We start from the raw sequence: 18,797 nt of genomic DNA, 5'->3' as shown, positions 1-18,797 counted from the left end.
AACCGGCGCGTTTGGCTGAGGGGAAACAAAGAAAGGGCGGGCGAGGGGCCCGCCCTTTCCGGTGTTGGTTGCGAACCCGTCAGGTGACGTGGTTCGACCGGTTGTAGACGTTGAACTTGCCGGTCGGGGCAAACAGGCCCTTCACGCGGCCAATCTCTTCCAGCGTCTTGGCGTCGAAGATCACGATCTCACCGTTTGGTTCTTTCGAGGTCGATCGGTTCCACTTGGAAACCCAGACCTCAGAACCGTCCTGGTTGAACTCGAAGTGGACGGCGACATTGCCTTCCTCTTCGGTGATCTGGATCGTTTTCACGATCTCACCGGTTGCCTTGTCGATAACCTGCACCGATTGCTGAATTTCAGGCTCAGGGTGCTTGGTCTGGTCAGCCCAGATGTAGTCCGAGGTCGGGTGTGTCCGGATAAACAGACCGGGTCCGTCGGTTTCCACCTCATAGCAGGTTTTCCATGCCTGATCCGGGTGACCTTCGGGGTCGTTGCCCCACACAGTAACCGTGCCTTCACCCAGGTGGGTCGTCCCGGCAACAGGACCGCAATTCGGGTCTTCCCAGTTCGCGCCCGGGCCTGGGTGCGGCAGCGGCGCGGTGTCGATCATGGCTTCCAGCTTGTGGGTCTGGGTGTCAACAACAACCATCTTGTTCGACGCGTTTGCGGCGATCTGGAAGAACCGGCCAGTCGGATCAAAGAACCCGTCATGCAGGAATTTGGCGCTGTCGATCTTGTCGATCCGCAGATTGTCCAGATCGGTATAGTCGACCTGCCAGAGCTGACCGAGTTCCTTCACGGCAACAATCCATGTGGGCTCGTTCGGGGTGGTGTAGATGGCGGCCACGCGGCTTTCTTCCACATAGTCCCCGTCTACGTTTACACCGCGGGTTGAGACAACCTTTTTCGGCTCCATGGTTTCCGCGTCAACGATGGCGAAATGCGGGGGCCAGTATCCACCACCAATGACGTATTTACCATCGCCCGATACGGCTACGTCGCGAGCGTCATAGGCGATCTTGACCTCGGCCACGAGCATGTTCTCAGGGTTCTGCCACAGGTCGATCTTGGTCATCTTGCCGTCGCGGCCCATGGTGTACCAGAAGCGGCCCGGGTTTTCCGGCTCTTCCAGTTTGTGGTGCTCGGATGCTTTCAGAACGTGCACCGCGTAGCCCGTCGGAATATGCGCCAGCACTTCCTTGGTGTCGCCGTCGATCACGGCCACCTTGCCGACGTCACGTTCGATGACCACGAAAAAGTTTTCCCAGTTGCGGCCATGCAGCGGCTCGGTGGGGTAATCCTCGGGTTCGACATAGACTTTGCGGGTCGCCATCATCTGCTCAAGCGACATCTCGGGCGGCTTGGGCGGCTCCATCTGGATATAGGTCGCCATATCGCGGATTTCGTCCTCGGACATAACGTCCGAGAAGTTGTTCATCCCGCCTTCGGTCCCCCAGGCGATGATCTTTTCAAGCCGTTCCTGACCCAGTTTCAGGGTGCCGGATTCGGTGACGGTTCCATCGGCGTTTTTGGTTTCCACCAATGGCTCAAGGCTTTTGCCCGTCGCCCCTTTGCGCAATACGCCGTGACAACCGGCGCAACGCTCAAAGTACAGTTGTTTCGATGATTCAAAGGCTTCCTTGCTGAGAGTTGGCTCTTCGGCAAAGGTCGGAGCAGCGACGCTGCCCAACAACATTGCCAATCCGACCCCCAATGCGCGGCCAGTTTTGTTGTAGCTGATTCCAAGTGACATGATCACTCTCCATTTGCGTGGTGAGGCAAGATAGAGACTGCGCCATCACAGGGATGCCATCCTTGACCAAAGTCAACGGCAAGGATGCAAACTGAGACTTCTGAGCAAAAAGCGAACGGTTGAAGCGCCAGTAAAACTTGAGATTTTCGCGCATGTTTTTGGATGTCTTGATTTCGGTTAAGGCCGGGCAACACCTGCTGGGATAGAGCTTGCTGAACGACAAGCGAGGCTATGGAGAGCGGGCATGGCATCCGTGATAACACGCGTTTTCAGTGAAGGTTTTCGTGTCTTTTTCCTTTTGGCAGGTCTTTACGGTGTGTTCGCAGGGGTGGCCTGGGGCGCGTGGTTGGCTTCGCTGGACGGCCTTTTGCCGTTTTGGGATCAAAGCTATGCCATGCCACCGGTCATGTGGCACGCGCATGAAATGATCTTTGGATATGCGACCGCGGCCTTGGGCGGGTTTTTCCTGACCGCTGTTCCGAATTGGACGGGCGCCCCCGAAGCACGGGCCCGCTTTATTACCGTAGTCGCGTTGCTCTGGATTGCCGGGCGGCTTGCCGTTTGGTTTTCAGGGTCGTTATCGCCTTTGCTCGTGGCCGTCTTGGATCTGAGTTTTGTACCAATTCTGGCGCTAAAAGTTGCGAGCCAGTTGATCTGTCGACCCAAGCCGCAAAACATGGTCTTTTTGTATCTTCTGGGGTTGATCTGGGTCGCCAATCTGATGGTTCATCTGGAATGGATCGGTGTAACCGCTGATACATTGAACACAGGGGTGCGGGCAGGGTTGCTTGCTCTTTGCTCGATGATTGCGATTCTGGGCGGTCGGATCACGCCGGCTTTTACCCGCAATGCAATGAAGCGTGCGGGGCAGCCAGAAGCGTCCTGGCCTGTTTCTGTACCGCAGCTGGACAAAGCGGCGATGATCCTGGCCCTGCTTTTGCCTTTGCTCGTGCTGACGCTGGGAACAAGCCTGGTAGCAGGTGTTGTCGCTCTGGTGTTGGGCTGTGTTCAACTAGTGCGTATGGCGCGTTGGAGAGCGGGATGGGCTATGCGTCAACCAATCCTTCTGGCTTTGTTTTTGGGCCTCGGAATGTTGGCTCTTGGACTGGTTCTCTGGGGGCTGGCAGCTATCGGCATTGGCAACGAGATTGGTGCGATTCACCTTCTGGGGATCGGGTGCGTGGGTGGCATGACCCTTGCAGTCATGAGCCGTGCCGCCCTGGGCCACAGTGGCCGCCCTCTTGTTGCACCGTCTCCGATGGTGGTTGCTTATGGGCTTATGGCAGCTGCGGCTTTAGTGCGTTGGTTGGGCTCAGAGCTGACAGGCGGCTATATGACCGCCATGTTGATGGCTGACGGCCTTTGGATTGCAGCTGTTGGGCTGTATGTCATTGCGATGTGGCCTGCCCTGACAGGGCCACGGGTGGCAAAGGCGATTTGAGACCTAGTATTCGGAAATCAGTGGACGCTCATTCTTTATGTGGCGCGAGACAAGAGCGCGTGCGCGCCTGCCTTTTTCAGGGATTTGCCTTGCGGGTTGTGGGACGTAATTCGGTTGTGCAAGCTCTGGAAACAGTTCGAAGATCTCGTCGCGCGCGTCCAACGGAATACTGGCTAACGCCTGCGCACCGGTAAAAAGGCTCTCGGAAGGGGCACCCTCGGCATAGATGATCTCGTGCTGATCAAATAGAATATGAAAATAGACGACGTCTTGCGCCGTCATATCCGGTTCTATGCCAGGAATGCCCACCAGTTTGTGGGCCGGAACCAGAACTTCCGCGCTGTCAAACATACGAACGGCGATGGGTGAACGAAGCATCATCCGATGTTGTGGCGAGACCAAGAGGTCCCGTTCCGGCAGAGCTTTTCCAAGGCTTCCAGCTGCTATCCGAATGGGCAGAAGTTTTGGATGCGTGGTCAATTCAGTTGCATCCATCACACGCGAACCAATCCAGCGGATTTCTTGCGGCCCGTTGTCGGCTGTTAGCACAAAATCACCGACACTCAGATCTTCGATGGAAACCGGACCATCCGGTGTCGTGATCCGTGTTCCGGCCACGAAGCAGGGGACATCTACAATCGCGGTTGGGTCTGATGTGTCCGGTGCGTTGGTCGGTGTAACGTTTGACCTGACAAAGGAGTAATTCGTTCCGGGGACCAGCGGTTCTGATGTAATGTATCCGACCAGATTACCTTCAACTTCAACCCTAAAGACATCGATGGTTCCGCCACCCGGTTTGCTGAGGCTGTAGGATTCCTCGAGATAGATCGCACCGGAATCTATCGTGACAGAACCATCAAGGTTGGTCACAACACCGGTCTGGGTCAGGTCATCGCCAAATTCGTTATTGAACCGATCGCCGTTAAAGTCTGTTCCATTGTCTGGGTCGCCATTCACCAGCGTGCCGCCAGCCGCGTCAGTGACATCAAAAACCCTTCGGTCAGTCGCGGCGTCGTAGGTCCCCGAAAGCGTGATCGTACCAGTGTTAAAACCGGTAAAGTTCACTGAAATGACCCCCGGCACATAGCCGATATAGGAATAGTTCGCCATCGATTAACCCGTAACTATTTACTGCTGATCCGAAGCGTTGATGCACTCTTCGGCTACTCTCACGCGATACCAATTAACATTGTGTGATTTTAAGTCAATTTCAGGGCGCTATTTGGGTGCCCATAAAGAACTTTAGAAACATGATCGCGTCACATCCAACGTCTTGACTTTCGTTAAGGCACGGATGCGCGCCACCCGCCATGCTGACAACACTAGCTAATCTGCGCAAAGGAGAGCGCGATGCGAGAAGTCATGACAAAGAGCATGGCTCGCAACATTTTCTATGGCGGGTCACTGTTCTTCATCCTCATCTTTCTGGCCCTATCGGCCCATTCGCACCTGTATATCGTCAATTCGGAAAACGCCGCCAAGCTTGATGAAAGCGTGGTGCGTGGCAAGCATGTTTGGGAAAAACACGCCTGTATCAATTGCCACACGATCCTTGGGGAAGGGGCCTACTACGCTCCTGAAGTTGGTAATGTGATGACCCGTTGGGGCGTGCTGGACGACCCGGAATCGGCCTTTGAAACCCTAAAAGGCTGGATGGAAGCACAGCCGACCGGCATTCCCGGTCGCCGACAGATGCCCAATTTCAACCTAAGCGACGAAGAGATCCGTGATCTGGCGAACTTCCTGATCTGGACGGATAATATCGACGCTCAGGGCTGGCCGCCCAACGAGGCAGGCTGAGAAAGGGAACGGAGCAATGAAATACGAAACCCAAAAAATCGCCTATGCCTACTTTGCGGTAGCCATGGCCCTGTTCGCGATACAGGTGATTGGCGGCCTTCTGGCCGGTTTCATCTATGTATTCCCGAACTTCCTGAGTGAGCTTCTGCCGTTCAACATCGTGCGGATGCTACACACCAACTCACTGATCGTTTGGCTGCTGCTGGGCTTTTTCGGCGCGGCCTATTTCCTGATCCCCGAAGAATCCGAGCGCGAGATTCATTCACCCACGCTGGCCTATCTGCAACTGATCATTCTTGTGGTCGGTACATTGGGTGTGGTCGTAACCTATGTCTTCAACCTGTTCGAAGGGAACTGGCTGCTGGGTAAAGAGGGCCGCGAGTTCCTGGAACAACCCAAATGGGTCAAGGCGGGTATCGTCGTGGCTGCGCTGATGTTCCTTTACAACGTGTCGATGACCGTTCTGAAGGGCAAAAAGACCGCCATTACCAACATCCTTCTGTTGGGTCTGTGGGGTCTGGCGCTGCTGTTTTTGTTTGCCTTCTACAATCCGGGCAACCTGTCCCTGGACAAGCAATACTGGTGGTATGTTGTCCACCTGTGGGTGGAAGGCGTATGGGAGCTGATCATGGCTTCGATCCTGGCCTACCTGATGCTGAAGCTGACCGGTGTGGACCGTGAGATCGTCGAGAAATGGCTGTATGTCATTGTCGCCGCCGCGTTGTTCTCTGGCATCCTTGGCACGGGGCACCACTATTACTGGATCGGTACGCCTGCATACTGGCAGTGGATCGGGTCGATCTTCTCGAGCCTCGAGGTGATCCCGTTCTTTGCGATGATGGCCTTTGCCTTTGTCATGGTCTGGAAGGGCCGTCGTGACCACCCGAACAAGGCCGCGCTGCTGTGGTCGTTGGGCTGTGCCACGCTTGCCTTCTTTGGTGCCGGTGTCTGGGGCTTCCTGCACACGTTGCACGGGGTGAACTACTATACCCACGGCACGCAGATCACTGCAGCACACGGTCATCTGGCCTTCTACGGTGCCTATGTCTGCCTCAACCTGGCGATCTTCACCTACGCGATGCCAATCCTGAAGAACCGTGATCCGTACAATCAGGTGCTGAACATGGGTTCGTTCTGGCTGATGACCAGCGGCATGGTCTTCATGACCTTTGTCCTGACCTTCGGCGGTACCGTGCAAACACACATGCAGCGCGTGGTCGGTGACTACTTCATGGACGTACAGGACCAAATCGCAGTCTTCTACTGGATGCGTCTTGGTTCCGGTGTGGTCGTCGTTCTTGGCGCGCTGCTGTTCATCTACTCGATCTGGGTCCCCCGGAAAGAGGTCATTGAACCCGGCGCAGCCGAAACTCCTGCGGAGTGATGGATATGGACGGCTCCATGAAACTGAATGAGGGGGCGGCGAACGCCCCCTTCTACCTGCCCCAAGGCGATGAATGCGATGTATTCACCGCCGCGTATAACAACGATCTGCCGGTTCTGCTGAAAGGGCCGACAGGATGCGGCAAGACACGGTTTGTGGCCCATATGGCCGCCAAACTTGGCCGCCCGCTTTATACTGTAGCTTGCCATGACGATCTTGCTGCAGCCGATCTGATCGGGCGCTACCTGCTGAAGGGCGGTGAGACCGTCTGGGTCGATGGCCCCCTGACTCGGGCGGTGCGCGAAGGCGCGATCTGCTACCTCGACGAGGTTGTCGAGGCCCGCAAAGACGTCACCGTAGTGCTGCACCCGTTGACAGATGATCGGCGTATCTTGCCAATAGATCGTACGGGTGAGGAACTTGAAGCCGCGCCCGGCTTTATGCTGGTTGCTTCCTACAACCCCGGATACCAGAATATCCTGAAAACCCTGAAACCCTCGACCCGGCAGCGGTTTATCTCGCTCGAGTTCGACTTCCCATCTCCTGATATGGAGGCCGAGGTTGTCGCCCAGGAAAGCGGTCTGCCGCTGGAACGGTGCAAGCCGTTGATCCGGCTGGCGAACAAGCTGCGCGGGCTAAAGGGGCAGGACCTTGAGGAAGGCGTTTCCACCCGTCTGGTTGTCTATGCTGCGACACTGATTGCACAGGGCATGTCCACCGACCGCGCCATCCTTGCCGCGATGATCGAACCTCTGACCGATGACGAGGATATCAAACGCGGGCTCCTCGATCTTGTCACGGCTGTCTTTGGGTGAGGCCGGCCAATGGTCAAGATCGACTTTGAGCCATGGGAACCCGAAGAAACGATCGGGAAACTGTGGCACACCCTTGCCAGTCGCCTTGATGCACCTGAGGTGCATGATGGAGCCGCGGTCGACCTGTCACAGGTCGCGGGGCGACTGGCCGTTCTCTTCCGAGGACTCGGGGGTAGCCCGGGCGTAGAATTGCGCCCGGTCTCACCCGAGGTTTCGCGTCACCGTCTCAGTTGGCGTCGGCGTTTGGCGACCGAGGTCGAACTGATGCCCCGCGCGTCGTTTGACGGCGAAGTGCTGCGCCTGCCGGACCGGCTGGCCGTCTTCCCGGCGCGTGAAGCAAATGGTGCGCTTTATGTTTGGCTTGCTGCCGCTGCGGCCCATGCCGGAACCCGTATCGAGGAAAACGATCCACTACGCGCTGACCTGCGTGCCCTGGTTGCTTCCCGTGACATGGTCGCGGCGACTCTGGAGAACGCCCCCGGGTTACGTCCGCTCTACGATGAACTTTGCAAAGGCGTTCTGCATCATCGCGACGTTCCCGACCTGCCTCCGGATGAGGCGGCAGTTGAAGAGCTCGTCCGTTATATGCTGGGTGAGTCCGCCCCTCTGTCGCCGAAAGCCGAACTATTCTTGACGCTGGACGACGAACTGATTGCCCCACGCGGGTATCAGAGCTTCCGCCCGGTTCCCCTGTGGCCTGACTTGCGGGCGGTTGGGTTTTCCGAGCATAACGAGGTGGAAAACCCTGAGACAGAAGGCGAACCAGAAGAGTCTGGCGAAAAAACCCACCGGGCTCGACGCAGGAAGTCCGATCAGGCCGAGCGCAGCGACAGTTTCATCCTGCACAAATTCGAAGCGATCCTCAGCTGGGCCGAGTTTCTGAATATCAATCGCCGCATCGACGACGATGACCCAGACAACGCCAAGAAAGCCGCTGACGATCACGAAGAGATCGGTTTGGGTCAGATCTCAAAAGCGCCACCAACCAAGCTGAAACTGCATCTGGACCTTGCGCCAGAGGATGTGAACCGCGAGCGCTTGTCTGGCCGTATACTTTACCCCGAATGGGATGTGCGCACTGGTCAATACCTGCCAGATCACGTCAACGTGCTACTGTCCGACGCTGAAATCGGCGAGGACGCGGCAGAATTTGGTAAGGACCCTGCAACAGCCCGCCGTATCCGTGCCGTGAAACGCCAGTTCGAGGCCCTGCGCCCCGGTCGGGTGATGACACGCGGCCATCTGGACGGAGACCAACTGGACATCGAAGCCGCGGTGCGGGCACAGGCTGATCGGATGGCAAGTGGCGAAGGAAACGAGCGCGTCTGGATGCAATCCCGCCCTGAGGCCCGCGATCTGGCGGTGTCGATTCTGCTGGATGTCAGCCGATCGACCGAAAGCGCAGTGACAGGTCGCGCGGTGATTGACATTGAGCGTGAGGCTTTGGCCGCGCTGGCCTGGGGCCTGAATGCCTGCGGCGATGATTTCGCCATCCACGCCTTTAGCTCGCTGAAACGTCAGCGTGTATACGTACAGCGCTGCAAGCGGTTCGACGAGCCGATGGGACGCACCGTCGAACAGCGCATCGCCTCGCTACGACCAGGCCACTATACGCGCCTTGGCGCTGCGATCCGCCATTGCTCCGCTGATCTGGCAGAGCAATCCCGTAAACGCCGCTTGCTGTTGGTGATCACAGATGGCAAACCCAACGATCTCGATCACTACGAAGGCCGTCACGGTATCGAAGACACCTGCATGGCGGTGCGCGAGGCGCGCCGCGCCGGTCAATCAGTGTTTGGTGTTACCATCGATAAGACCGGCAAAAGCTGGTTCCCGCGCATGTTCGGGCAGGGCGGCTTTGCGGTTATTCCCGATCCACATCGCCTGACCATGGCCCTTCCGCAAATCTACCGTCAACTGGTCGGAGCATGAGCGAAACCACTCTGATCGACGAGCTTCCGGGTGAGTTGCTGATGTGGGTTCTGATCATCTCGGAGCTTTTGGTCTTCGGCGCGGGCCTGATCGCCTTCATGTGCGTGCGACTGACCGATCCGACTGGCTTTGCCGAAGCACAGTCCCATCTCTATCGCACCGGCGCTGCCTTGAACACTGCGGTGCTGGTTACGTCAGGTTACCTTGCCGCGCAGGCTCTGCTCTGGCGCCGCGCCGCGGAACGGTTCAAGGCACGGATTGCTCTCGTGGCTGCGGCTGCGCTGGGGGTTGTATTCCTTGTTATCAAAGGTGCGGAATACGCAGGAAAGGCAGCGCAGGGTATCACCTATGAAACCCACCCTTTCTTTTTGTTCTATTACCTGCTGACCGGTTTTCACGCCGCCCATGTTCTTGCCGGGGTCGGAATACTCCTCTTGGTGGCTTGGCGTGACGATCCGCGAAACATCGAAGCAGGCGCACAGTTCTGGCATATGGTCGATCTGGTCTGGATCATGCTGTTCCCAGTGATCTACTTGCTGGGGTAAATCGATGCCCACGACTTCATCTTTTAACAAATACTCCCGCCGGAGGCTCCCGAACGCACTCACACGCGCGTGGTTTAGCCTTTTAGCGCTCAGTGTCGTATCTGCGCTGCTGACCCTGTTGCACTTTGCGCCCAAAGTCGTTGGCGCAGGTATTCTAATTCTCGCACTACTCAAGTGCCGCATCATCCTCGCGCAGTATCTCGACCTTGCGACCAGCCCGGCCTGGTTGCGCGGGTTTTCCATTGTGCTGACAGGCTTTGCGGTAATCATATTAATCCTTTACGTGATCTGAAAAAAAGTGCCGCCCCGGAGGGCGGCAGTCTTTCAAGCAAAGGGGTGCTTTGAATTACTGTGCGGCCATTGGCATCCGCGCAATCTGGCAGCGTTGCCACAGGGCTGACAGCGCACCAACCAGGTGGTCGATATCCTCGTCTGTATGAACAGGCGACGGTGTGATCCGCAACCGCTCGGTGCCTTTGGGAACGGTGGGATAGTTGATGGGCTGGATGTAGATGCCGAATTCTTCCAATAGCGTATCCGAAATGAACTTACATTTCACCGGATCGCCAACCATCACCGGGATGATGTGACTTGGGTTGGGCAAATGCGGAATGCCTTCGGCATCCAGCCGCGCCCGAACCTGCGCTACCCGTTGTTTTTGCAAGTCACGTTCCGTGCTCGATCGCTTCAAATGCTGGATCGAGGCCGCAGCCCCGGCCGCAATCGATGGCGGCAATGCGGTGGTGAAGATGAACCCGCTGGCAAAGCTGCGCACGAAATCGCACAGCGCGGCAGAGGCAGCGATATACCCGCCCACCACACCAAAAGCCTTACCCAGCGTACCTTCAATAACGGTCAGACGATCCATCAACCCTTCGCGTTCGGCAATGCCGCCTCCGCGCGGACCATAGAGGCCAACGGCGTGTACTTCGTCCAGATATGTCATCGCGCCGTATTTGTCGGCCAGATCGCAAATCTCTTTGATCGGGGCAATGTCGCCATCCATAGAATAAACCGACTCGAAGGCGATCATTTTGGGCGCGTTGGTGTCAGCGGCGGCCAGTTTGGTTTCCAGATCCTGAAGGTCGTTGTGTTTCCAGATCACCTTCTGCGCCCGTGAGTGGCGAATGCCTTCGATCATCGAGGCATGGTTCAACGCATCAGAGAAAACTATCAGACCCGGGATTTTCGCAGCCAGCGTCCCCAACGCGGCCCAATTTGAAACATAACCCGAGGTAAACAGTAGCGCCGCTTCTTTGCCATGCAGATCAGCCAGTTCAGCCTCAAGTACCACATGGTCATGGGTGGTGCCTGAAATGTTGCGGGTTCCACCTGCTCCAGCACCGCAGCGATCCAACGCATCGTGCATGGCGGTGATCACCGAGGGGTGCTGACCCATGCCCAGATAATCGTTCGAACACCAGATTCGAACGTCCCGCTGAACCGGTCCATCCGTCTGCCGCGCGTTTGGAAACGCGCCGCAATGTCGTTGTAAATCGATGAAAACCCGATAGTTGCCTTCATCTTTTAAAGTGTCGAGGCTCTGGCTGAAAAATCGCTCGAAGTCCATCTGACATGCTCCCCGGATAACTGGCTTTGAGCTGAATTTAAGTCAGTCGACTTGGTCGTGACATGACAATTGTCAAGTTTCGGCGCAAGAATAGGGCTGGCAACACTAAGCGTGCTTTGGCATAGCTTTGCCCAGGGATGATAACCCGGGGTCGGCCCGGAACGGACTAACAGGGGGATGCCTGCATGTCGCATGAGGCTCAGAAGGCAATCGCACGCCAATCACTGCTGTTGCGCAGCCTGCCCGAGCAGCATGTCGATACATTGTTGCGGCAGGCCGTCTGGCGGCAATATGACCGGGGCGAAACGATTTTTCTTCAAGAGGAAGAAGCCAAAGCCGTTCACGTCGTTCTGGCCGGTTGGGTCAAGCTGTTCCGGGTTACGCCTACGGGCGCAGAAGCGGTCGTCAGCGTTTTCACGCGCGGCGACAGTTTTGGTGAGGCCGTGGCCCTTCGGGATGTGCCGTACCCAGTCTCGGCCGAAGCAGTGTCACCCTGCGAAGTGATGCACATTCCCAGCCCGGTATTGTTGTCGCTGATGCGGGAAGACGCAGAGATAGGTGTCTCGATTCTGGCATCCACCTTTACACATCTGCATTCGCTGGTTGCGCAACTTGAGCAGCTTAAGGCGCAAACTGGTGCGCAACGCGTTGCCGAATTCCTGCTTAACTTATGTGAGATCGAAAGCGGTGCATGCGAAGTGGAGCTGCCTTACGACAAGATGTTGATTGCCGGACGCCTGGGAATGAAACCCGAAAGCCTGAGCCGCGCGTTTTCACGTTTGAAATCTGTGGGTGTCAAGATTAACAGAAACCATGCCGATATCGCGGATATCGATGTTTTGCGCGACTATGCGGAAAGCGACCCGAGCGAGAGGTAACTGCACCCGAATGCCGCTTTTCGATCAACTGCGCTCGGGCTAGAGCCGGGTACAGTTTACTCAGTCGTACGCTGTCCAAAAAAAAATCGAACACCTTGAAAATGCAAAAGTCGGAACGAATTTGCGTGGAATCTGGGGCTTTCCTGCCGAAACCGCAGATTGGGCCGTCTGGAAGACTATCCGGCCTCTTTTTCCACCGGAGCAATGTTTGAGCCAGCCCGTCTGACCATAGCTTTGGGTCTTAACGAAAGCTCTCCTGGTTGGTCGGTGATTGATTAGCCCGATGGGGTCACCCTCAGATCAGCAGCGTCGACAGGATCGGGAAATAACTGAGCAAAAGCAGAACCAATGCCACCGCGATCAGGAAAGGCCAGAGCGATCTGAGGATTGAGCCCGGTGTTGTACCACTCATCGATGAGGCAATGTAGAGGCCGATTCCGACAGGCGGGGTCAGCAAACCGAGGACCAGGTTCAGACAGGCTACAATACCAAACTGGTACGGGCTGATGTCATAGGACCCGGTTGCAATGGGCAGCAGGATAGGTGTGATCAGGATAATCGCTGCAATACCGTCGATCACCATTCCCACCAACAAAAGCGCCAGATTCACGATCAGCAGAAATACAAAGGGGTTCGAGGTGACGGAAGTGATCAGCCCGGCCAGGTGCTGTGGTATCTCTTCGTAGATGATGACCCAGCCAAACACACTGGCGGCGGCGATCATGAAGAGGATCATCGAGGCATTGGCGGCGGTGCGTTTGAACATCTCGGCCAGGTTTTGCGGTTTCAGATCGCCGTAAACCAGCCAGCCCACAAGAAAGGCGATTAGGGACGCAACCGCCGCGGACTCGGTGGGCGTAGCGATCCCGAACAAGATGCCGCCGATGATCGACAGCGGAATCAGCAGGGCCGGAGCGGCGCTGATCAGGGACCGGATGGCCTCGGCTCGTGTCATCCAGCGGCCTTTGGGAAATTGTTGCTGCCACCCGATCAAGGTGATGACCAGCGCGAAAGCACCAGCTAGGATCAGGCCCGGCAAAATACCAGCAATGAACATATCTCCGATGGGGATCTGGGCCAGAACCCCAAAGATTACAAACATCATCGATGGTGGAATAACCGGGGCCAACAATCCTCCGGCGGCAGTTGTCGCGGCGGCAAAGCCTTTGTCGTAGCCTTCTTCATCCATTGCTGGCACCATGGCCCGCGACATCACAGCGATCTGTGCAGTGGCCGAGCCGATGATCGCCGCCATGAACATATTGGCCAGCAGGTTGATATAGGCCAAACCACCACGAAACCCGCCGACAAACACCCGCGCCAAAGCGACGAGGCGTCGGGTCATGCCGCCTTCGTTCATAAGCTCTCCGGTCAGCATAAACAGCGGAATAGCGAGAAGACCGTAGTTCTCAAGCCCCCCGAACATTTTCTGCGCGAAGCTGTCATAAAGAACTGTGTTGCCGCTTTCCCAGATGTACCAGATGGCCGTGATGGCCAGTACAATTGCCACAGGTACAGACAAGAGCAGGGTGGTCAGAAAGACGATGGGACTCATGGTTGCGATCCCTTCGCGGGGGCGGTCAGCAGGTGCATGGTGGAATGCAAAGTTGCACCAAGTGCAAACAGCCACATGACAAGCCAGAACAGGTATTTTGGCAGGCCCAGGGTCAGTGTCGGTTCGGCATAGATGAAGTTGAATGTCTGGCCCTGAAAGGCGGTGGTGTCAAAGCCGCTGCGGGCGATGTCCAGCGGCAGGAACCAGCGCCAGCAGAACCACAGCATCGCAAGTGAAAAGGCGAAAACAACCACATCGACTGCCTTGCGGATCAGCCGCTTCGCTTGGTCTGGAACGTTGTCTGAGAGAATGGAAATCGACACGGAACTGCGATGATGCAACGCGGCAGATGCCCCCAGGAAAGTCATCCAAACCATGGCATAAATTGCCAGTTCATCGACCCAGAACAGGGCATTGCCCGCCGTGCGGGTGACGACATTCAGCAAAATCAAAATCGTTGTGCAGACCGCCAAAAAGGCAGCGCACCACAATTCGACCCGCGCCAAGCCAGCCGACAGCCGATACAACATCGCCGTTCCCCTGTGAAAAAGGGCGCAGGATCGACCTGCGCCCTTTCCGTCATGCCGTTTTCGTTATTTTGTTTCTGCCGCAGTCTGCCGCAAAGCGTCAAGGGAAGAGGTCTTCTCGGACCAGATCCCGTTCCACTCTTCAATCGCGTCGCCAAAGAACGAGGCGTCAACTTTCTTGTAGGCCTTGCCCGTACCCTCGATCTGCTCCAGCCATTTGGCATCGTTTTCGACATAGGCGTCGATGGTGCTGTCGACATGTTTGGCCATCAACTCGGCAATCATTGCCCTGTCTTCATCCGACAAACCAGCCCAGACCTTGGCAGAAACCAGACCAACCATCGGGAACATCATGTGATCCGACTGCACGATGGTGTCGGCGTGTTCATAGTATTTCAGAACCCAGATCAGCTCGGCATCCATATCGATGGCGTCTACCTGACCATTGGCCAGCGCATCATAGACCGCTGGCAAAGGCATCGGAGTGGGTGCTGCACCCACCGCGTTGTAGAAGTCGAGGATCGGCGTGAAGGGCGTGATCCGCAGCTTGAGGCCAGACAGGTCCGCAGCAGATGAAACATCGCCCCTACTGACGATCTGGCGCAATCCGGCCATTCCGTAACCCAGGCCAACAACTCCAACTTGTCCCGGTAGCGGTTCCAGCATGGATTTGGCGGTGTCAGACCGAAGGATCCGACCTGCGTGCCCAATGTCATCTGCAAGATAAGGCGCATAAAACGCCCCCAGCTCAGGCGCGCGGTTCGAAACTTCGGCCACCGTCATGAAAGCCATGTCCAACGCGCCGGTCTGCAATTGCTGCAGCATTTCAGCTTCGTTCCCCAGCTGACGGGCCGGGAAAACCGACACCGAATGCGTGCCACCACTGGCTTCGTTCAGCTCAGCCCCAAACGCCTCGGCGGCTTTGGTCCAGATATGGGGTGGCGGTGTGATCAGGCCTAACCGGAACTCTTCGGCCTGAGCGGCGACGGATGACATCGCCAGCACAGCCGCAGAAGCGGCGATTTTTGCAAAGTGTTTCATGACTTCCCCTGTTTGAACTTATTTTACAACGTGACCCAACCCTCGGGCGGTTCCTTGCCCGGATGCACCGCCTGACAGTTAGGGCAGGTGCGGTCTTCTTCCGAGGCATAGAACTTCTGATAGACCGGAGGCAGGTCATCAACGATGGACTTTAGCTGCATTTCCGAACGATGCACCAGTGATCCGCACTCAAAACAATACCATTCTATGGCATCCAGCTCACCCGTCTGGCGTTTCGGTTCGATTACAAGCCCGATCGAGCCTTCCTGAGGGCGTTGCGGCGAATGGCGCACATGTGGAGGCAGCAGGAAAACCTCACCCTCGCGGATCGGAACGTCATAGAATTCCTCTCCGTCAAAGATTTTCAGCACCATGTCGCCTTCCAGCTGATAGAAAAACTCTTCGACGGGGTCGTCATGATAATCCGTCCGCTTGTTCGGCCCACCAACAACAGTGACCATCAAATCTGCGTCTTCCCATACCTGACGATTGCCCACAGGTGGCTTGAGCAGATGGCGGTGTTCGTCGATCCAGGCCTTAAAGTTGAACGCTTTCAGTTTTGACATGTCCCACTCCCTATTCCTGAAAGTTTGGCGCGTTTTTCCATAACTGCAAAGGAATTATCAGCATCTCGTTATCAGATTTCTTTATACTGCCCCGCCATTTTCTGGTTCAGGTGCGCAGACCGCTTTCGTCAAATGCTTTGCGAATGATCGTCTTTTCGGTCTCGGTCAGTTCCAGCATCGGTGAGCGAACCCGGCCACCAACCTGACCCAAAAGCTCCTGCCAATATTTTCCAAATGCCGTGGGTTTGCCCGCCGGACGCGCGCGCTTCATGGCATCCCGAACCGGGTTCAGGCTGTCAAACACACGTCGCGCTTCATCCGCCTTTCCGGCAAAGGCCAGTTGCGTGTATTCGTTCATCCGCTGATCGACCTTGCTTTGCAACTGATAGGGCGGAGAGGAGCAAAGATAGAGCTTCCAGTCGAGTTCCAGGATGTTATCCAGCCACTCATGTTCCGCCGAAGTCGAGACATGGATCTTGTCGCCCACCATATGGGTCAGTTTCACATACATCTCGCGCGGGACCGAGTATTTGATCGCGACAATGTTCGGTAATTCCGCAATGCGCGCGCATTCTTCGGGCTGCATCAGATAACCGCTGTCCGGGTGGCTCCACATGGCGATCCCTATGTCCAGTTCATCGCAGAAACGCTTGTAATACTGGTACAAAACCTCACCACGATCCTGCACGAAACTCAGAACCGGAGCGTGAAGCACGATGTAGTCCGCTCCGACACTCTGTGCGTGATGGGCAAGTTCCAAAGCGGTATTCATGTTCTGATCCGAGACCGAGACAATCACACCAGCTTTACCTGCGCATTCGTCAACAGCGATCTCGAAATTTCGTTTGCGTTCTTCGACACTCATCGAAAAGAACTCACCCTGTTTTCCGGCAATGAACAGGCCCTGAATGTCCAGATCGTCGATCCAATGTCGGATGTTGGCGCGCAGTCCGGCCTCATCCAGCGAAAGATCTTCATTGAACGGATTCAACGCCGCGGCCCAGATCCCCGTCATGTTTTCGCGAGCGTAGGCTTTGGCGTCGTGTTTTGAGTATTTCATTTTTTGCGCAGTCCCAGTGGCTTTGATCTTATGAAAAGCACAACGCGACAGTCGATCCAGAGCAATTTCAGGGAAATGGCTATCAGAAAATTTTATATCACAAACTTACCAATTCAGAATTTTTCAATGCTGGTCTAGGGTTCAGGCATGAAAATTGCAGTCATCGGAACCGGCGCAATCGCGCAATATGTGCAGCACGCCTTGCCAGAGCATGGACATGAGTTGACGGCCATTCTGGTCAGGCCGCATCGTGTCGATTCAAAAACGCCCCTGTCAGTCGGCTCTGTTGAGGATCTGCCGGATGGGATCGACATGGTTCTCGACTGCGCAGGGCACGAGGCTTTGGCCGGTTTGGGGCCAGAGATTCTGGCGCGGGGCATAGATATTGTCAGTGTCTCGGTCGGGGCGCTGGCGGATCAGCGGGTTGCCGACCGGTTGGACAGGGCCGCGCGACAAGGAGGAGGCCGCTTGCATTTGGCAAGTGGCGCTATCGGAGGATTGGACTGCCTCAGCGCTGCAGCAGTTGGTCCGCTTAAGTCCGTTACCTATGTGGGGCGTAAACCGCCTGCGGGGTGGAAGGGGTCGCTTGCTGAGCAAGCTCTTGATTTAGACAATATCAGCAGGGCCGAAACGCATTTTCAGGGTTCTGCCCGAGAAGCATCGTTGGCCTATCCCAAGAATGCCAATGTCGCGGCTGCCGTTGCATTAGCGGGTGTTGGATTTGATGAAACACAGGTTCGATTGATCGCCGACCCGACAATTCAGAAGAACATTCACGAGGTCGAGGCCGAAGGCGACTTTGGTACCTTTCAGTTTCGCATCAGCGGCGCAGCCCTGCCCGACAATCCGCGAAGTTCTGCGCTTGCAGCCATGAGCGTTCTGTCCAAGCTGGATCAGCTTTGCAAACCGATTGTCCTTTAGCCATGGTTGGACGTCATTCCCGCATCGTGGATCGTGCTTTAACCCGGCTGAAGCTGCGCCAACTGCGTCTGCTGGTCGCGGTGGGTGCGCATGGAAACATCCAGAATGCTGCGCGTGAGTTGGGAATCTCTCAACCCGCTGCCACCAAGATGATTCAGGATCTTGAGCTGGACTTTGAAGTCAAACTATTCACGCGGACAAATCGTGGGGTCGTGCCAACCGTATTTGGAGAGACCCTGATCCGTCACGGCAAACTGATCTTTGCGCAGGTTTCGAACGCTGCACAGGAACTTGATGATCTAAACGAAGGAAATTCGGGTCGCGTTGTGGTTGGTACATTGCTGGCAGCGTCGACCAGCCTGCTGCCTGCGGCCATTGAACTGCTACTGGAAGACCGTCCGAATGTGGCGGTCAAGATCAGCGAAGGCACCAACGAGGTTCTTATGCCACGACTGCTTTCGGGTGAGATCGACATGGTTGTGGGTCGTCTGCCCTCGCATCGGCATCGCGACAAGATCCGACAGGAAAAACTGTTTGAGGATCGAATATTGGCCATTGTCGGCCCTCAACATCCGCTTGCCGGGCGGGACGAGGTGACATTTGCGCAAACCAAACCATTCGGATGGATACTCCCTCCACAAGAGACAACGTTGCGGCGTCAGGTGGATCATTTCTTTGTCGGTCAGCAACAATATGTGCCTCCGGTCATGATCGAATCCGTATCCTATCTGACGAGCCGTGCGCTGTTGCAATCACGCGACTTGATCGGCCTTATGCCAGCAGAAGTTGTCGCCCAGGATATCGAAAACGGGCATCTTGCCCAGCTGGCCTGGACGGTTCCGTTCGGGCAGGGGCCGATTGGGGTGTCTTTCCGAGCAGACGATGATCTGTCGCCCGCCGGGAGGGCCTTTAAGACAGCATTGCACAGAGCGGCGCAGGATAAACCGATCAGCTATTCGCCAAAGTGATACCCGTATTTGTTCAATTCACTTGATGTAATACGAGG

18 protein-coding genes are annotated in these 18,797 nt (G+C 56.2%); 10 read left to right on the top strand and 8 right to left on the bottom strand.

The window, feature by feature from the left end; all coding sequences use genetic code 11:
• Positions 1-79: 79 nt before the first annotated feature.
• Positions 80-1,756 carry a cytochrome D1 domain-containing protein gene (locus AC2FNU_RS02985; protein WP_496784642.1) on the bottom strand — a complete coding sequence of 559 codons (1,677 nt, stop codon included), beginning with the start codon at positions 1,754-1,756 and terminating at the stop codon, positions 80-82.
• 244 nt (positions 1,757-2,000) lie between these two features.
• Between AC2FNU_RS02985 and AC2FNU_RS02980 the strand changes: the two genes are divergently transcribed.
• Entirely contained in the window at positions 2,001-3,197 is a 1,197-nt protein-coding gene (locus AC2FNU_RS02980) for an NnrS family protein (RefSeq protein ID WP_496784641.1), read from the top strand.
• Positions 3,198-3,200: 3 nt separating this feature from the next.
• Here the strand turns inward: AC2FNU_RS02980 and AC2FNU_RS02975 are convergent, their stop codons facing one another.
• Entirely contained in the window at positions 3,201-4,307 is a 1,107-nt protein-coding gene (locus AC2FNU_RS02975; protein WP_496784640.1) for a Hint domain-containing protein, read from the bottom strand.
• A gap of 240 nt (positions 4,308-4,547) precedes the next feature.
• Here AC2FNU_RS02975 and AC2FNU_RS02970 point away from each other — a divergent pair, with 240 nt between their 5' ends.
• Genes AC2FNU_RS02970 through AC2FNU_RS02945 form a run of 6 tightly spaced genes read left to right on the top strand, consistent with a single transcriptional unit; the run spans position 4,548 to position 9,965 of the window.
• Complete coding sequence (locus AC2FNU_RS02970) at positions 4,548-4,997, top strand: c-type cytochrome (RefSeq protein ID WP_496784639.1); 450 nt, start codon at positions 4,548-4,550, stop codon at positions 4,995-4,997.
• A 16-nt stretch (positions 4,998-5,013) separates the two neighbouring features.
• Entirely contained in the window at positions 5,014-6,381 is a 1,368-nt protein-coding gene (locus AC2FNU_RS02965; RefSeq protein WP_496784638.1) for a cbb3-type cytochrome c oxidase subunit I, read from the top strand.
• A 5-nt stretch (positions 6,382-6,386) separates the two neighbouring features.
• Complete coding sequence (locus tag AC2FNU_RS02960; protein ID WP_496784637.1) at positions 6,387-7,196, top strand: CbbQ/NirQ/NorQ/GpvN family protein; 810 nt, start codon at positions 6,387-6,389, stop codon at positions 7,194-7,196.
• A gap of 9 nt (positions 7,197-7,205) precedes the next feature.
• The gene (locus AC2FNU_RS02955; RefSeq protein WP_496784636.1) at positions 7,206-9,128 is read left to right on the top strand and encodes a nitric oxide reductase activation protein NorD; all 1,923 of its coding nucleotides are present in this window, start codon (positions 7,206-7,208) and stop codon (positions 9,126-9,128) included.
• Positions 9,125-9,673 carry a cytochrome c oxidase subunit 3 gene (locus AC2FNU_RS02950; protein ID WP_496784635.1) on the top strand — a complete coding sequence of 183 codons (549 nt, stop codon included), beginning with the start codon at positions 9,125-9,127 and terminating at the stop codon, positions 9,671-9,673. Before AC2FNU_RS02955 ends, AC2FNU_RS02950 begins: the two co-directional genes overlap by 4 nt.
• Before the next feature lie 4 nt (positions 9,674-9,677).
• Positions 9,678-9,965: a cytochrome C oxidase subunit IV family protein gene (locus AC2FNU_RS02945; RefSeq protein ID WP_496784634.1), complete on the top strand. Its 288-nt coding sequence runs from the start codon at positions 9,678-9,680 to the stop codon at positions 9,963-9,965.
• Between the two features lie 54 nt (positions 9,966-10,019).
• Here AC2FNU_RS02945 and hemA read toward each other — a convergent pair whose 3' ends face one another.
• The gene (gene hemA / locus AC2FNU_RS02940; protein WP_496784633.1) at positions 10,020-11,243 is read right to left on the bottom strand and encodes a 5-aminolevulinate synthase; all 1,224 of its coding nucleotides are present in this window, start codon (positions 11,241-11,243) and stop codon (positions 10,020-10,022) included.
• 185 nt (positions 11,244-11,428) lie between these two features.
• Between hemA and AC2FNU_RS02935 the strand changes: the two genes are divergently transcribed.
• Positions 11,429-12,121, top strand: coding sequence for a Crp/Fnr family transcriptional regulator (locus tag AC2FNU_RS02935; RefSeq protein ID WP_496784632.1), 693 nt, complete (start codon positions 11,429-11,431; stop codon positions 12,119-12,121).
• A gap of 295 nt (positions 12,122-12,416) precedes the next feature.
• Here AC2FNU_RS02935 and AC2FNU_RS02930 read toward each other — a convergent pair whose 3' ends face one another.
• The 5 genes from AC2FNU_RS02930 to AC2FNU_RS02910 all read right to left on the bottom strand — a co-directional run bounded on the left by AC2FNU_RS02930 (position 12,417) and on the right by AC2FNU_RS02910 (position 16,870).
• Complete coding sequence (locus AC2FNU_RS02930) at positions 12,417-13,676, bottom strand: TRAP transporter large permease (protein ID WP_496784631.1); 1,260 nt, start codon at positions 13,674-13,676, stop codon at positions 12,417-12,419.
• On the bottom strand, positions 13,673-14,206 hold the full coding sequence (locus AC2FNU_RS02925; RefSeq protein ID WP_496784630.1) for a TRAP transporter small permease: 534 nt from the start codon (positions 14,204-14,206) through the stop codon (positions 13,673-13,675). The genes AC2FNU_RS02930 and AC2FNU_RS02925 overlap by 4 nt, the downstream gene beginning before the upstream one ends.
• Positions 14,207-14,269: 63 nt before the next feature.
• The gene (locus AC2FNU_RS02920; protein ID WP_496784629.1) at positions 14,270-15,244 is read right to left on the bottom strand and encodes a TRAP transporter substrate-binding protein; all 975 of its coding nucleotides are present in this window, start codon (positions 15,242-15,244) and stop codon (positions 14,270-14,272) included.
• A 23-nt stretch (positions 15,245-15,267) separates the two neighbouring features.
• A complete protein-coding gene (locus tag AC2FNU_RS02915; RefSeq protein WP_496784628.1) occupies positions 15,268-15,810 on the bottom strand; it encodes a 3-hydroxyanthranilate 3,4-dioxygenase in 543 nt (180 codons plus the stop codon).
• Between the two features lie 106 nt (positions 15,811-15,916).
• Positions 15,917-16,870 carry a dihydrodipicolinate synthase family protein gene (locus tag AC2FNU_RS02910; protein WP_496784627.1) on the bottom strand — a complete coding sequence of 318 codons (954 nt, stop codon included), beginning with the start codon at positions 16,868-16,870 and terminating at the stop codon, positions 15,917-15,919.
• Between the two features lie 147 nt (positions 16,871-17,017).
• Between AC2FNU_RS02910 and AC2FNU_RS02905 the strand changes: the two genes are divergently transcribed.
• Both AC2FNU_RS02905 and AC2FNU_RS02900 read left to right on the top strand, forming a co-directional pair.
• The gene (locus AC2FNU_RS02905) at positions 17,018-17,791 is read left to right on the top strand and encodes an aspartate dehydrogenase (protein ID WP_496784626.1); all 774 of its coding nucleotides are present in this window, start codon (positions 17,018-17,020) and stop codon (positions 17,789-17,791) included.
• A gap of 2 nt (positions 17,792-17,793) precedes the next feature.
• Positions 17,794-18,759, top strand: coding sequence for a LysR substrate-binding domain-containing protein (locus AC2FNU_RS02900; protein WP_496784625.1), 966 nt, complete (start codon positions 17,794-17,796; stop codon positions 18,757-18,759).
• Positions 18,760-18,797 lie beyond the last annotated feature (38 nt).

Source organism: Ruegeria sp. BHSB064, assembly GCF_059613205.1.
The sequence above is the reverse complement of the archived record's forward strand: the minus strand, read 5'-3'. Positions and strand labels throughout refer to the sequence as shown.